Genomic DNA, 13,991 nt, shown 5'->3' on the forward strand with positions numbered 1-13,991 from the left:
CTGCCCGGGGACTTCGCCATTGCCGCCGATCGGAATGGGGAATCCTACCGAGGCGGGCAAGGCAACCCCGACGCCGAAGGACCAGTGCGCGAGCGCCGTCAGTCCCCCGAACTTCCCGGAGTACTTGACGGTGTTGTCCGCGCGGTAGTTGGGCCCGGATTGCATGACGACCGGCTCATACTGTGTGGCATAGGCGGTCGGAGAGAAGTTGGCCAGCGCCTCGAACATCGAGGTGTATTGCCGGCCAAGGCTGACCTGGCCGAAACGGTCGCTTTGGACGCCCACGTATGCCTGGCGGCCGAACAGCCGGCCGCTTTGCTGCGACAAGCCGTTGTCGATGCCGAAGCCGCTTTCGAGCACGAAGAGAGCCTTGATGCCGCCGCCCAGGTCCTCGTTGCCGCGCAGGCCCCAGCGGGAGCCGGATAGCCCTCCCGAAGTCAGTCGGTAAACATCGTTGCCCGGTCCAGGATTGAATCCATTGGCCGCCGTCGGCACGACGCCCGCGTGGTTGATGTATTCCACGTTGGCGTCGATCACGCCGTACAGCGTGACGCTTGACTGCGCAACAGTTGCCAGCGGCCATCCCAGCAATGACACCAAGGCCATTTTTTCAGTGCCATGCCCGCTCTCCTCTCTTTCTTTTTTCTTGGTGGTTCAACCACGACTTCATTCTGGATGGCTGGCCTTACAGCACGCTGCCAGGCAACCTGTTCGAGCATAGGAGCGTAATTCGTTCTCCGCCAACATCCGATGAGTTGAAACGCTCGAAACGGAAAAACAATGTCGGCCGGTTGCAACAGTCGCCAGCGAAGCGCTCTCCGACGTTCCTGCAGCGCCTCCGACTACGGCCCAGGCCAAGACTCTGATTGCCGAGCGCTTCTAGGCAGCCGATTCCAATCATAACGGCAAGCTGACTCGCGACGAAGCTCAGGCGGGAATGCCAAAGGTTTACGAAATTTCGACAATATCGACGTAAAAAAGCAGGGTTATGTCACTGAGCGCCAGATCGGTTCCTACTGGATGAAGAAGACCAAGGACCAGATGCAGAAGGAAGATCCGATCTGGAACTGAAGGCGCTGCACATTCTCATAAGATGAGGGAGCGGGAGAATTCGAGCCATATCTCCCGCCCGCAGTGGTCCCGCATGACCTCATCGAGACTAAGATAAAAAGCGCACCTACCCGTAAGGCGACGGCAAGCGCTTTAGGGAGACCGCTAGTCCCGGCCCAGCCCACGGCATTGGCGGCGCAGGGCAGCCACGCTGCTGGCGGGCACGGCGGTCGACCGATACGGCTCTTTAGTACTTGGTGTCCCGCTTTTCCTGACGGCCATCCTGCTTCGTGTCGCGCTTGTCCTGCCGGCACTCAGCGTTGCTCTTCTGGTTTTCCGCCCGGCAGTCGACCTTGCCCGAACGCGCCTCCTGTTTGGCCGCCTGGTTTGCATTTCTGCCTTGTTGGCGCTGCTGCGACTGCTCGGTCGCCGGGGCAGCGCCCGATAGCGCCAGAAGCCCGGCCATGACCAGCACTCTGCTGGTCTGGCTCCAAAGTCCGTTTTTCAATTCGACCATTTTCACACCCCTCCTTGCGTGGGCCTGGACCTTCCGGATGACTTTATGGAATTGCCCGAGCGTCGTGCTCAGAGGTCGCAGGTCGAGAGCCGGAAGCCATGTGCGCATTCTAGGTGGCTTACTGGCCTTCGAAAAGGAAGTCGGCGAATCGCCTCCTGTTGGGCGGGGCTTCGCAGGCTGCCGGCATTCGTATGTCGCTTCCTGCACTGGTAAAGCTCTGGCATGAACTGTCAAGTTTAAGGAAAGCGATGCAAAGCAGCGCGGCTCCTTCCCGCCTACCTTAGTGACAAGGGCGGCCGCTGACCTAATGGGGGGCGCCGCGGCAGTGGCTTTCACCACGCATTTCCCCGACTCGCGGGAGCATCGCAGCCAGCGAGGTTAGGCGGCTCGCCAGCCCATGACTGCGATGACTTCGCGTTCAGCCGCCTCGGGACGCAACATGGCTGTCTCGCCGCTGTCGTCGACGGGATAGTGCCCAGAACAAGCCAGACAATCGATGATCCATCAACCTCTCGGCGGCCAGTAAGCAGCGCGCCCACTGATCATCCGTCACGGAAAGGCCAAGCTCCGAGGCCGCGGCGGCCACAATGATGGCCATTGCGTCGCTCCCGTGGCTCAGTTGCATCTCCATCATCATATCTACCCGGTGCTCGGCATGCCTCAGCCTTTCCGGACATAGATCGGTTTGATGGGAGCTGCCTGCGAGTTCCCGCCTGACCCGGCGAATGGCATGAAGCAGATTTTCTCGCTGCGAGGTTGGGAACATCATCTCGACATCCTGCACGCGGATATGCGACCGCTATCTAGCCAACGTGCAAGAGCGCGGAAGGCAGCTCGCGGCTGAGCACTGCCGACTGTACCGCCACGCCGATACCGTGCGCCTCGATGAGGTGCTGCACGTCTTGCATGGCGGCCTGAACCTCGGCCCGCGTAGCGGGGGGGAGGCCGTCGATATTGACGAACACCATTGAGGTATCCGGCAGCGTCTGGGTGTTAGCGGCCTGCCGCCAGGTCCACCGACGCGTCAGCACATCAGCGGATGCCGCGAGAATGATCTCTCCCTCCGCAATGGGCTCGGGTGCCCCGCCATCCGGTGGGGCAAACCTGTCGCCTGGTCGCGCGCGCCGGAGTTGCAGTGCAGCGCTGGCAGGAACGGGGTGGACACCAACGGGCAGGAGGTGGCGAAGCGAAGCGATGGTACCGATATCAACCAGCGGGTTAATGGAAGGAAGCGCATCGGCCTTTGCGACCCGCCTGACGAGCGACTCAATCGAGCTGCGGTATTCCGACGCCCTCGCTCCAAAAAGCCGGAAGGCGTCCCGCCAGGCAGAGATCCGCGGATGCTCCGCAACGTTACCTGTGATCGAAGCGTGCGTACCATGCTCTGCAGCACGCAGGAGCGCGACGAGTTCCGGAGACGCCGAACGGTTGTCCCTGACCTGGACCAAGATGACCCCGCGGCAGTAGTGCGGATGATCACAAAAGATGTCGTCTGATACGAGGTACTCCATCACTTCCTTCCCCAACGCCTACCAGTTAGCAGGCGTATGCTTCAACACACTCGCGATGGCCGCGGCGACCACTCCAACGTTGCGCTGGTTCAGACCAGCCACGCACATACGGCCAGACCGCAAGAGGTACACGCCGTGCACCTCACGGAGGCAGTCGACCTGATCCGGACTCAGCCCTGTGTAGGTAAACATGCCGCGCTGATCCAGGTAACGTGATAGCGCCCGCCCTGCCACATGGCCTTCCAATCCGCTGTGCACTGCCTGACGCATGACCTGGATCCGCCCCCGCATGGCGGCAAGTTCCGCCGTCCAGTTCGAGCGCAGTGCAGCATCGCCAAGGACGCGTGCAATGATTCGTGCGCCGTGTGTCGGAGGATTGCTGTAGTTGGCGCGCACCGTGCAAGTGAGTTGGCCCAGCACGCGCGTGGCCTCTTCGCTGCTGCGGCAGACGACACTAAGGGCACCACAGCGTTCGCCATAGAGCGAGAAATTCTTCGAGAAGGAATTCGCAACCAGGCAGGTCACGCCCGCGTCGGTAAGCGCGCGAACCGCAAAGGCATCCTGCTCGAGGTCACTGCCGAAGCCCTGGTAGGCCATGTCAACGAACGCGATCAGACGACGCGCGCGGAGCACCGGGAGGATGGCCTCCCACTGCGCCTGGCTCAAGTCCACGCCGGTCGGGTTGTGGCAGCACGCGTGAAGAAGGACGATGCTCTCGGCAGGCAATCCTTCCATTGTCTTAAGCATATCCTCAAAGCGCAGACCCCCTGTGGCGCCGTCATAATACGGATATGTATTGACCTGAAATCCCGAGCCCTCGAAGACCACGCGGTGGTTTTCCCAGGAAGGGTCGCTAATCCAGACCTGCGAATCGGGAAAATAGCGTTTCAAAAAATCGCTTCCGACCTTTAGCGCACCGGACCCACCGATTGTCTGCAGTGTGGCGATCCGCGCTTCGCGCAGCGCGGCGCTATCGGCGCCGAACACCAATTCCTGCACTGCAGCGCGGTAGTCTGCAATGCCCGCCATGGGTAGGTACGGACGAGTGCGGCGCTGCGCGACCAATTCCCGCTCTGCCTCGTCCACCGCGGCCATGACCGGCAGTCGTCCGGCATCATCGAAATAGATGCCAATGCTCAGGTTGACCTTGTCGGAACGCGGGTCACGTTGAAAATCCTCGTTGAGGCTCAGAATGGGATCGCCTGCATAGGCGGTGACGTTATCGAACATAGCAAAAATCCTTGATTACTCTAATTTCCAACCGGCCTAGCTGAGCAGAAGCGCATCATCCGCGAGCGCTTCTCCACGTGTGCGTTCAAACATTGCCAGCAGATCCGGCACGTCGAGCCCGCGCCGTTGCTCGCCACTCACATCAAGGATCACGCGCCCCTCGTGGAGCATGATGGTTCGCTCCCCATAGTCGAGCGCCTGGCGCATGCTGTGAGTGACCATCATGGCGGTCAGTTTCCCCCGCCCCACGATCCGCGCGGTGAGATCCAGCACAAACGCGGCCGTCTTCGGGTCCAACGCCGCGGTGTGCTCGTCGAGCAGCAGGATTCGCGATGGGCGCAACGAAGCCATCAGCAGGCTGACGGCCTGACGTTGCCCGCCGGACAGCAAGCCGATGCGGTCCTCCAGCCGGTTCTCGAGGCCGAGCTCAAGAATGCTCAACTTCTCCCTGAACATCTCACGCAGTTCCGCATTCACGGCAAAGCGGAGCCTGCGCGCGTCTCCGCGCCGCCATGCCAATGCCATGTTTTCCTCGATCGTGAGCGCTTCGCAGGTGCCGGCAAGCGGATCCTGGAATACACGAGCGACAAGGTGGCTGCGCTGCCAGGCATTCAGTCGCGTCACATTCTTTCCATCGATGCTGATGGATCCCTGGTCGACCTTCAGGTCGCCGCTCAGCGCATTGAGGAATGTGGACTTTCCCGCGCCATTCGAGCCGATGACGGTGACAAACTGGCCTGTCGGGATCGTGAGATCCAGGCCGCGCAGCGCGCGGTTCTCGATCGGTGTTCCCGGGTGAAACGTAATGGCAAGACCCTTGGCTTCCAGCATGATCAGGCCTCCTTCTGAACCTGCGAGCGAGGCACACGCAGCCTAGCGAGCTTTTGACGATATGCCGGCATCACGAGCGCAACGCCCACCAGCACCGCGGTGACCAGGTTCAGGTCCTGTGCCTTTAGGCCAATGAAATCCACGTTGAGAGCCAGAGCAATGAAGAAGCGATAGAGAATGGCACCCAGCACACATGCCAGTGTGGCGATGGGAAGGCTGCGGGACGGCATCAGCGTTTCCCCGATGATCACGGCGGCCAGGCCGATCACGATGGTGCCGATGCCCATGGAGACATCCGCGCCACCCTGTGACTGCGCAAAGAAGGCGCCCGCCAACGCGACGATGCCATTGGACAGTGCGAGTCCGAGTAGTGTGTGCCGGTCAGTGGAGATCCCCTGGGCTCGCGCCATGCGGGCATTGCCACCCGTGGCGCGCATCGCGAGACCATCCTCCGACGAAAAGTAGAGGTCCAGCACGACCTTGGCGACAATGACGGTCACGAGAAGCACCAGCGGTTTTAGCCAGTAGTCCGGCACGCCGTCGATCGCGAGCATGGTGAATATCGTCGGCTCGCTAATCAGCGCGACATTGGGCTTGCCCATGATGCGAAGATTGATCGAATACAGAGAAATCATCACCAGGATGCCCGCGAGCAGTTGCAGAATTTTCAGCCTGACATTGAGCCAGCCTGTGACGAAGCCAGATAGCGCCCCTGCGGCGAACGCTACGCTTGTCGCGAGGAACGGGTTCCAGCCCAACGTGATCAGCGTCGCCGCAACGGCTCCGCCAAGGGGAAAGCTGGCGTCGACCGTCAGGTCTGCAAAGTTAATAACGCGGAAGGACAGATACACGCCGAGAGCGACCAATCCGAAGATCAGGCCAATCTCCAACGCGCCCAGGGTTGCGATGAGCGACATGGTAAAACCTCTGAAAATGAACAGGCAGCGATGCGGGGGATTATTCGAAAACCTTTTTGGCGACCGACAGGAGATCACCAGGAATCACCACGCCTTGCTTGCGCGCCGCGGTTTGGTTGACTTCAAGCTCCAGTGTCTTGCTCAGCTCCGTCGGCATCTTCCCCGGCGCCTCTCCGCGTAGAATCCGGACCACCTGCTTGCCCGTCTGCCGCCCAAGGTCGTAGTAATTGAGGCTCAATGCGGCGGTGGCACCGCGCCGTACCATGTCCGTATCGGCTGCAACCACTGGAATGTGGGACTGGTTGGCGACCTTGGCCAACGATTCGAATGCTGACGTCACGTTGTTGTCGGTCGGGGCGTAGAAAACATCGATTTTTCCCACCAGGCTCTGCGCGGCGCTCGCAACGTCGACAGTCCGGGGCGCGGCGCTTTCAACGACCGTCAGCCCCGCGGCAGTTGCCGCCCGCTTCAATCCCTCTACCAGGACGACAGAATTCGCCTCACCGGGGCTGTAGACCACCCCGATCCGCTTCGCGCCCGGCACCAACTGCTTGACAAGCTTCACGTGCTGGTCGAGCGGCGACATGTCGGACACTCCGGTCACGTTGCCACCTGTAGCCTGCCATGATTTCACGAGCTTTGCTGCGACAGGGTCGGTCACCGCGCTGAAGACAACGGGGATGTCGCGCGTGGCAGCGACGACGGCCTGCGCCGACGGTGTGGCAATTGCCACAATAACATTGGGACGATCCCCGACGAACTTGCGTGCTATCTGCGCCGCGATACCGTTGTTTCCTTGCGCGCTTTGATACTCCAATTGCAGATTCTTTCCCAGTACGTAGCCGGACTCGCTAAGCTCGTCTGAGACGCCTTTCCTGGCGGCATCCAACGCCGGGTGATCCACGATTGCCGTCATCGCCACCCTGGCTTCGGCGGCGTCCACGCCGCCGGCAACGAAGATCAGGCCGCAAAATACCGCGTGAATGAGGGCGTTTTTCATAGTCTCTTCCTTCTTATCCTTAGGGGGCACAGAGCTTTCGCCTAGATCAGGCCGCAAAATACCGCGTGAATGAGGGCGTTTTTCATAGTCTCTTCCTTCTTATCCTTAGGGGGCACAGAGCTTTCGCCTTATGGATTGACGTAAGCGGTCTTTACTGTCGTGTAAAACTCGGCGGCGTATCTTCCTTGTTCGCGCGGCCCGTAGCTCGAACCCTTCCGGCCACCAAATGGCACGTGCGGGTCGACACCGGCCGTCGGTGCGTTGATCATGACCATCCCGGCCTGCGCCCCACGCTTGAAGCGCTGCGCATGCTTGAGCGAGGTCGTTACCACGCCCGACGACAATCCGAATGGGGTGTCGTTCGCGACGTCAATGGCCTCCTCGAGGCTTGCGACACGAATCACGCTCGCCACGGGTCCGAACACCTCCTCGCGGTTAATACGCATCGCATTCGTGGTCTGCGTGAAGAGCGTGGGCTGGAGGTAAAAGCCCGGTTTCCCGTCGATCTTCGGCAACGCTTCGCCACCGAAAGCCAAGGTCGCCCCCTCATGCCGAGCGATCTCGATGTAGTCGAGATCCTGTTGTAATTGCTTGGCGTCGACGACAGGCCCCATCTTGGTGTCAGGGTGCCGGGCATCACCAACCGTCAGTGCAGTCAGACGCTCGCGCAATCCCGCAACGAACCGGTCGTGGATACCGTCACTCACGATGAGACGCGAAGAGGCAGTGCAGCGCTGCCCGGAGGAGAAGTACGCACCATTGACGGCACAGTCCACCGCGACGTCCAGATCCGCATCGTCGAGGACAACCAGAGGGTTTTTCCCGCCCATCTCAAGCTGAAACTTCGCCATCGTGCCCGGCCGGCCAACGCACCCCTGCGCCACCTGCCGACCAGTCGCTTCCGATCCGGTAAAGCTGACTGCCTGAATGCGGGGGTCCGTGAACAGCAGATCCCCAACGTCTCGGCCACGGGACATGACGAGGTTGAACGTGCCCGCCGGCAGGCCTGCACGGCTGACCATCTCTGCCAGTGCCCACGCGCTGCCCGATACCAGGTCGGCGGGCTTGAAAACGACCGCATTGCCGTAGGCAAGCGCGGGCGCAATCTTCCAGGCCGGAATGGCCATCGGAAAATTCCACGGCGTGATAATGCTGACGACCCCGACCGGTTCGCGCGTGATCTCCACCTCCATCCCCGGCCGGATCGAGCCGGCAACCTCGCCAGCGATGCGGAGCGCTTCGCCGGCATAGAACTTGAAGATCTGCCCAGCGCGTACCACTTCACCGATTGCCTCGGGAAGTGTTTTGCCCTCCTCCCGCGCCAGCAGGTCGCCCAGTTCTGACTTGCGCGCCAGGATTTCGCTGCCGACCATATCGAGAGCGTCGAAACGCTGCTGCGGCGTACTCGCAGCCCAACACGGCTGCGCTTGTGCGGCGGCCCCGATGGCGGTCTCGACCTGGGTGCGACTCGCTCTGGCGTAGACGCCGATAACATCTAGTGTGTCCGAGGGGTTGATGTTCTCGGAGGAGGAATCGCCGGCCACCCAGTCGCCCGCGATGTAGTTGCAGTAGACAGGAGAATACTCAGGCACGATGTTCCGCCTCCGGATACAGCCCCCGGACGCGCCCAAACAGGCGGGCCAAGCCCAGCAATGCATCAATATTCGGCGTCTGGATGCCAAGATGTTGGCCGAGTTCCCGGACAGCAGAGACAATGCTGTCTAGCTCAATGGCACGACCGGCCTCCACGTCCTGGAGCATCGAGCTCTTGAATGCGCCAAGCTTCGCGGTCACAACGTGCCGGTCCTCCGGACTCTGTTCGATCGCACAGCCGATCCGAGCGCCGATCTGCGACGCCTCCGCCATGGCCGACGAACAGAAAGCGCGCACCAAGGGATCCGCCAGCACCCTGTCTACCGTCGCACCGGTGATGGCGGATACGGGGTTCATCGTCAGATTGCCCCAAAGCTTGTACCAGATGTCCTGACGAATCCCGGTGGAAAGCGTGACATCGAATCCAGCCCGGCAGAGCAGATGGACGATCCGCCGGGCACGCGGACTCTCCCCGCCCTCCGGCTCGCCGACGATGAGTCCATTGCCCATCTTGTGGGCGACCAGCCCCGGCTCCGGCGTGGAGGTGCTGGCATGCACCACGGCGCCCAAGACATGACGCTGCGGGATAGCGCGCGCAATGCTGCCGCCCGGATCCACACTTTCCAGCGTTTTGCCGCGGAGCGCCTCCACACCTCCTGCAAACCACCAGGGCACGCCGTTCATGGCAGGCAGTACAACGGTGTCCTCCGTGATCAGCGGAGCAATCTCGGCGGCGACCTGCACAAGAGCCGGGCCCTTTACCGCGATGATGACGAGCTCCTGAGGACCGAGCTCCGATGCACTGTGGCTCGCGCGGACCGGACTACTCACGGTACGCTCGGCTGTGCGGAGTCGCCAGCCATGCTGGCGCAAGGCCTCGAGTGTCTTGCCGCGTGCCAGAGCGCTAACCTCGACATCGTCCAGCGCAGCAAGCTTGGCGCCGAGAAAACCGCCGATCGCACCGGCCCCGACAATACAGATCTTCTTCATACGGTATCTCCCTTGCAAAGGCGAAAATTCTCTTTGAAATGCTCGGGGACGCGTTCGTCAAATCCGAGCGCGACGCGCCGAACTTCAGGCGAATCCGTGGGAGCGTGTCCCACGCCCAGCGCGCTCGCACGAGGCGCATCGATGGCGATCACCTTGCCACCGACTCTGCCCAGGCCAGTGATTTCGCACTCCACCGTTTGCCCGGCGTCCACGCTACGCGAGTGACAGGGCGTTCCCATTAGGATGACGTCGCCCGGAACTAGCGTGATGTGTCGAGCGATGTCGGCAACGACGTAGTGAGGTCCCCAGATCGTTTCCTCGCCAATGTGCGCTTCCTGAACGATCCGGCCATTCACGTACGTACGCAGTGTCTGTTCAAACAGATTGATGCCTCGAACGATTCCGGGACCAATGGGGAGCAGCGTGTCTGCACCTTTCACGCGCAGCATGCTGCCCTGATCGGTATCCCGGAAATCCTGCAAGCCCATATCCAGGGCTGGACAGAATCCTTCGATGTAGTCCCACGCCTCATCTGGCGTCACGTTGCGGCAGGTCCGTCCAATGACCACCGCATACTCGCCCTCATAGTTCAGATAGCGACAATCCGCGGGCTTGTGAATCTGCCCGCCATGGCCGTTGAGCGATGTCGGCGGCTTGGTGAAATACGTCGGCGTCTCCGTAGGTCGTGGCTTGTTTCGCGTCTCCACGCTTCGCGAGGTGTAGCTGATGTGGATCGCGATGATCTTTGAGGGGCTTACCGGGGACAGGTAGACCTGCGCGTCGGCTACCAGCGTCCGGCCGTCGTCCAGTTTCAGCTTTCCCTTATCGGGACCGCTCTCGACCATGGTGCCCCAGAACGCGCTGCCTCCGATCAGCACGCGTCGACGCTCGACGCGAGGTCCCCGCATAACGGCCGGAAGCTCCTGGAGTGGAAATTCAAACGTCACAATGCCCCCTCCCCTTGCGCAGCCGCGAGCGCCGCGGAGCTCGCTTGCGTGTCAAACCAAACGTGGATGTTGCCGGTGCCGCGGGCGTTCTCGTACTCAGAAAGCGCTTCCCCTTTTACACGGCACTCGGCCCCGCCGATTGCGCCGAGCATCTGCAGATAGTGCGCACCAAACGCTTCCCACGGCAGCCGTCTGTATTCGTCATTCCAGCGATCCAGGATGAGGTCATGCCGCCCTTCCTGCATCAGCTCGATCGCGCCCTTGTCGCTGACGACGTTCTCTGGCGATGAGACGTTGCTCTCGTGGAAGATCCGCGGGTGTCTGGGCTTCCAGTCGATACCATTGAACTTGTGGCTGAGGGCTCCGGACGCCAGCAGAACGACGCGCAGGTCACTTCGGCGAATGGCCTCGCCGATGGCTTCGCCCGACGTAACGAAATGCGGCCAATCGCAGTTCTGGCACGAACTCGCCGTCACGACGGGTAAGTCGGACAGTTCGAGCCAAAGGTGCTTGATCAGATTGACCGTCGCATAGTGTCGCCCCAGGTCCGGGTGGCTGACGGCACGGTTGAATCCACCGCGTTCACGCGAGATCGCCTCGATGGCCAGCGCCAACTCGGGATGTCCACGGTAGCGGTACGGCACGCCATGCAAGTACCACGGCATCTCGTCGGAGAGGTAAGTTCCCTCGTAGTGGTCGCCACCATCTACCAGGTGGTAGCCGGTCGTGAACCAATGGCTATCAAAGATCACGACAACATCCGGCTTGGCCGCCGTAATGCGCTCCCGCAAACGCGCGTAGCCTGCAATCAAGTCCGAATCCTCGCCTGCGCCCATGGCGCGACGGAATTCTTCGCACTGCATCAGACCAGGATGGTGCGACGCAATGGCTGCGCCTACAATCTGTCCCATCATTCGCTCCTATCGATGCGCAAAGCTTGCGCGAAACGGTTTTTTCGGCACGACGACATCCTTGACGTCGCAAAAGAATTCGAAGCTCCAGTCGCCGCCTTCTCGCCCGATGCCACTACGCTTGATGCCGCCAAATGGCGCTGCCAGGTCCCGGATGCCAAAGCTATTCACCCAGATGAAGCCGGTACGCACACGTTCGGCTACGGCCGTCGCATGGGTCATCTCGCCATAGCACACCCCGCCGAGTCCATAATCTGTGCCGTTGGCCATGTCGATCGCCTGCTCGTCCGTCGCAAAAGTTTGCAGCGTCAGCACTGGACCAAACACTTCCGTCTGCACGATCTCGTCGGATTGCTTGACGTTCGATAGCATCGTCGGCGCATAGTATTGAGGCCCGAACGGATGCGGCTTCCCGCCCCACTCCAGATGCGCACCGGCGGACACTGCACGGTCCACAAATGCCGCGACGCGTTCCACCTGACGCGGGTGAATGATCGGTCCGATTTCAGTCGCTTCATCGCGCGGGTCGCCGATGACCAGCTTTTCCACATGGCCTCGCAGGCTGTGCACAAACTGCTGGGCGATCTTCTCGTGGACCAACAAGCGCGTCCCTGCCAGGCAAACCTGACCCGCATTGCGGTACATGAGGGCCGCCGTGGCTGCGGCGCCTTCGAGATCCGCGTCCTCGAGTACGATGAACGGACTCTTGCCCCCCAGTTCCAGGCTGCAGGGCACCAGGTTCGCGCCGGCGGCTTGCGCGATCCACTTCGCGGTAGGAACACTGCCGGTGAACGACACCCGGGCGATGCGCGGATCACTCACAAGCTTCGCTCCGGCGTTCGCGCCGGTGCCCTGCACGACATTGAATACGCCTGGCGGCAATTCCGCTGCGTGTGCGGCATCGGCAAGCAACGAGCATGTAAGAGGCGCCCATTCTGGCGGCTTGAGAATGCAGGTGTTGCCCGCAGCAAGCGCCGGACCGAGCTTCCACGTGGACAACATCAAGGGGGAGTTCCACGGCGTGATGATGACCACTACGCCCGCGGGATCATGCTTGACGATGTGGTGTGCCTGCTCCGTGTCGATAGGGCGATCCTGCAAATCCAGCGCGTGCTGCGCGAACCAGGAAATGTTCTGCATTGCGCGCGGCACCACGCCGTGATGCATGCGCGATCGCAAGACACCTGCATCGGTGCTCTCGACAGTCGCGAAGGCGTTTGCACGCTTGCCAATCTCTTTCGCAAAGCGATCGAGATAGGGCTGCCGTTGCGCGGCGCTCAACGCCGACCATGCCGGAAAGGCCTGTTCGGCCGCCCGGATCGCGGCGTCCACATTTTCGGCGCTTGCTTCGGCTACGCGGCCGAGCGGACTTTGGTCAATCGGGCAGAAGAGCTCAAACGTACTTTCAGCCGCCACCCGCTGGCCATTGATGTAGTGGTCTGGCGAAATGGAAATGCCGCCGACCACGATGGGTTCAGTACTCATTGTCAGGATCCTGAGCGGACAAATGTTTCCGCGAAAAGGTTGTGCTGTGGATAGCAACCACACGCGTGGCGTCGGCCGCGAAGTTCGGGCCAGTGCCGTCGCCGGTCAGCCCACTTCAGTAGTCTGCTGTCCGATTTGCTGTGGATCCGGCATACCGCGCAGCGAGAGCGCGAGTCGCCTGCGCCAGGAGCGTTGCATCCACCCCGACCGCGACGAATCTCGCACCAAGCTCGATGTACCGGCGAGCAAGTGCTTCGTCGGTTGCCAGGATTCCGGGCGCCTTGCCGGCGCGCAGAATGTCTTCGATGGCGCGCTCGATCGCTGCGCGGACCGCGTCATGGCCGGGCTGACCGCGGTATCCCATGGATGCGGCGAGGTCTGCGGGACCGATGAAGACGCCATCCACGCCATCTACTGCGGCGATGGCATCAAGTTGCGCGAGACCCGCGAGCGTTTCCACTTGAACCAACAGCGACACGCAATCGTTGGCTTCATTTAGGTAGGCTGAATAGGCACTCCATCGCGACGAGCGCGCCAGACCGCTGCCCACGCCACGCGTACCCTCCGGGGGATAGCGTGTAGCGCGCGCCAACATCTCGGCCTGCGCACCGCTTTCCACCATCGGAATTAGGAGCGTCGTTGCGCCGATCTCCAGCACCTGCTTAATCTTACTGTGTCATAAAAAATAGTGCATTATATGGACTTCTTCATTAAAGGTGGAAGTGCATGAGCACACGTGACCGATTTGCGGATTACATGAACTACTTGGCTGAGGGATTGGGACACGCAGATCGCCGCGCCGGCTTGGAGAGCTACTGCACTGGCCTGATGCTGCCGTTGTCGCGCAAGAGCGTCGAACCGATGGCAGCGCGAGTTGACCCACTACATGCCAGTGCCCGGCATCAAGCACTGCACCACTTTGTCTCCAAGTCCGATTGGTCGGATGCGTTATTGTTGAGGCGTATCCGGGATTGGGTTCAGCCCTTGCTGGAAGCACCGAGCGGTCGCT

13 protein-coding genes and 2 pseudogenes are annotated in these 13,991 nt (G+C 61.3%); 2 read left to right on the forward strand and 13 right to left on the reverse strand.

Annotation, left to right across the window (positions count from 1 at the left end):
- The coding region (locus K309_RS0131460; RefSeq protein WP_035878673.1) for a porin at positions 1-606 on the reverse strand (606 nt) is incomplete at its 3' end.
- Positions 607-811: 205 nt separating this feature from the next.
- On the opposite strand from K309_RS0131460, the pseudogene K309_RS43385 reads away from it, so the two are divergent.
- Positions 812-1,071, forward strand: a pseudogene (locus tag K309_RS43385) (EF-hand domain-containing protein); the annotation flags it as partial.
- Positions 1,072-1,297: 226 nt separating this feature from the next.
- Here K309_RS43385 and K309_RS0131465 read toward each other — a convergent pair.
- The 12 genes and pseudogenes from K309_RS0131465 to K309_RS38140 form a co-directional block, all read right to left on the reverse strand.
- Entirely contained in the window at positions 1,298-1,567 is a 270-nt protein-coding gene (locus tag K309_RS0131465; RefSeq protein ID WP_029050012.1) for a hypothetical protein, read from the reverse strand.
- An 803-nt stretch (positions 1,568-2,370) separates the two neighbouring features.
- Positions 2,371-3,078, reverse strand: a complete 708-nt coding sequence (locus tag K309_RS39425; RefSeq protein ID WP_051320715.1) for a B3/B4 domain-containing protein — start codon at positions 3,076-3,078, stop codon at positions 2,371-2,373.
- A gap of 18 nt (positions 3,079-3,096) precedes the next feature.
- On the reverse strand, positions 3,097-4,308 hold the full coding sequence (locus K309_RS0131480; protein WP_029050014.1) for an amino acid aminotransferase: 1,212 nt from the start codon (positions 4,306-4,308) through the stop codon (positions 3,097-3,099).
- 36 nt (positions 4,309-4,344) lie between these two features.
- Entirely contained in the window at positions 4,345-5,139 is a 795-nt protein-coding gene (locus tag K309_RS0131485; RefSeq protein ID WP_029050015.1) for an ABC transporter ATP-binding protein, read from the reverse strand.
- A 2-nt stretch (positions 5,140-5,141) separates the two neighbouring features.
- The gene (locus K309_RS0131490; RefSeq protein WP_029050016.1) at positions 5,142-6,056 is read right to left on the reverse strand and encodes an ABC transporter permease; all 915 of its coding nucleotides are present in this window, start codon (positions 6,054-6,056) and stop codon (positions 5,142-5,144) included.
- A gap of 40 nt (positions 6,057-6,096) precedes the next feature.
- Positions 6,097-7,056, reverse strand: coding sequence for an ABC transporter substrate-binding protein (locus K309_RS0131495; RefSeq protein WP_029050017.1), 960 nt, complete (start codon positions 7,054-7,056; stop codon positions 6,097-6,099).
- A gap of 128 nt (positions 7,057-7,184) precedes the next feature.
- The gene (locus K309_RS0131500) at positions 7,185-8,648 is read right to left on the reverse strand and encodes an aldehyde dehydrogenase family protein (protein WP_232232574.1); all 1,464 of its coding nucleotides are present in this window, start codon (positions 8,646-8,648) and stop codon (positions 7,185-7,187) included.
- Positions 8,641-9,639, reverse strand: a complete 999-nt coding sequence (locus K309_RS0131505; RefSeq protein ID WP_035878674.1) for a 2-dehydropantoate 2-reductase — start codon at positions 9,637-9,639, stop codon at positions 8,641-8,643. The genes K309_RS0131500 and K309_RS0131505 overlap by 8 nt, the downstream gene beginning before the upstream one ends.
- Positions 9,636-10,517, reverse strand: a complete 882-nt coding sequence (locus tag K309_RS0131510) for a fumarylacetoacetate hydrolase family protein (protein WP_232232575.1) — start codon at positions 10,515-10,517, stop codon at positions 9,636-9,638. The genes K309_RS0131505 and K309_RS0131510 overlap by 4 nt, the downstream gene beginning before the upstream one ends.
- Positions 10,518-10,582: 65 nt before the next feature.
- The gene (locus K309_RS0131515; protein WP_029050021.1) at positions 10,583-11,497 is read right to left on the reverse strand and encodes a DODA-type extradiol aromatic ring-opening family dioxygenase; all 915 of its coding nucleotides are present in this window, start codon (positions 11,495-11,497) and stop codon (positions 10,583-10,585) included.
- A gap of 9 nt (positions 11,498-11,506) precedes the next feature.
- Positions 11,507-12,982 carry an aldehyde dehydrogenase family protein gene (locus K309_RS0131520; RefSeq protein WP_029050022.1) on the reverse strand — a complete coding sequence of 492 codons (1,476 nt, stop codon included), beginning with the start codon at positions 12,980-12,982 and terminating at the stop codon, positions 11,507-11,509.
- 115 nt (positions 12,983-13,097) lie between these two features.
- Positions 13,098-13,649, reverse strand: a pseudogene (locus K309_RS38140) (aldolase/citrate lyase family protein); the annotation flags it as partial.
- A 59-nt stretch (positions 13,650-13,708) separates the two neighbouring features.
- Here K309_RS38140 and K309_RS40830 point away from each other — a divergent pair.
- On the forward strand, positions 13,709-13,991 hold a 283-nt coding region (locus K309_RS40830; protein ID WP_198030891.1), incomplete at its 3' end, for a transposase.

Source organism: Cupriavidus phytohabitans, assembly GCF_000426345.1.
GTDB lineage: Bacteria > Pseudomonadota > Gammaproteobacteria > Burkholderiales > Burkholderiaceae > Cupriavidus.

Bases quoted from the DNA above. Each gene is read 5' to 3' on its own strand.
- K309_RS0131465 (WP_029050012.1), bottom strand. From the start codon at position 1,567: ATGGTCGAATTGAAAAACGGACTTTGGAGCCAGACCAGCAGAGTGCTG.
- K309_RS39425 (WP_051320715.1), bottom strand. From the start codon at position 3,078: ATGGAGTACCTCGTATCAGACGACATCTTTTGTGATCATCCGCACTAC.
- K309_RS0131480 (WP_029050014.1), bottom strand. From the start codon at position 4,308: ATGTTCGATAACGTCACCGCCTATGCAGGCGATCCCATTCTGAGCCTC.
- K309_RS0131485 (WP_029050015.1), bottom strand. From the start codon at position 5,139: ATGCTGGAAGCCAAGGGTCTTGCCATTACGTTTCACCCGGGAACACCG.
- K309_RS0131490 (WP_029050016.1), bottom strand. From the start codon at position 6,056: ATGTCGCTCATCGCAACCCTGGGCGCGTTGGAGATTGGCCTGATCTTC.
- K309_RS0131495 (WP_029050017.1), bottom strand. From the start codon at position 7,056: ATGAAAAACGCCCTCATTCACGCGGTATTTTGCGGCCTGATCTTCGTT.
- K309_RS0131505 (WP_035878674.1), bottom strand. From the start codon at position 9,639: ATGAAGAAGATCTGTATTGTCGGGGCCGGTGCGATCGGCGGTTTTCTC.
- K309_RS0131515 (WP_029050021.1), bottom strand. From the start codon at position 11,497: ATGGGACAGATTGTAGGCGCAGCCATTGCGTCGCACCATCCTGGTCTG.
- K309_RS0131520 (WP_029050022.1), bottom strand. From the start codon at position 12,982: ATGAGTACTGAACCCATCGTGGTCGGCGGCATTTCCATTTCGCCAGAC.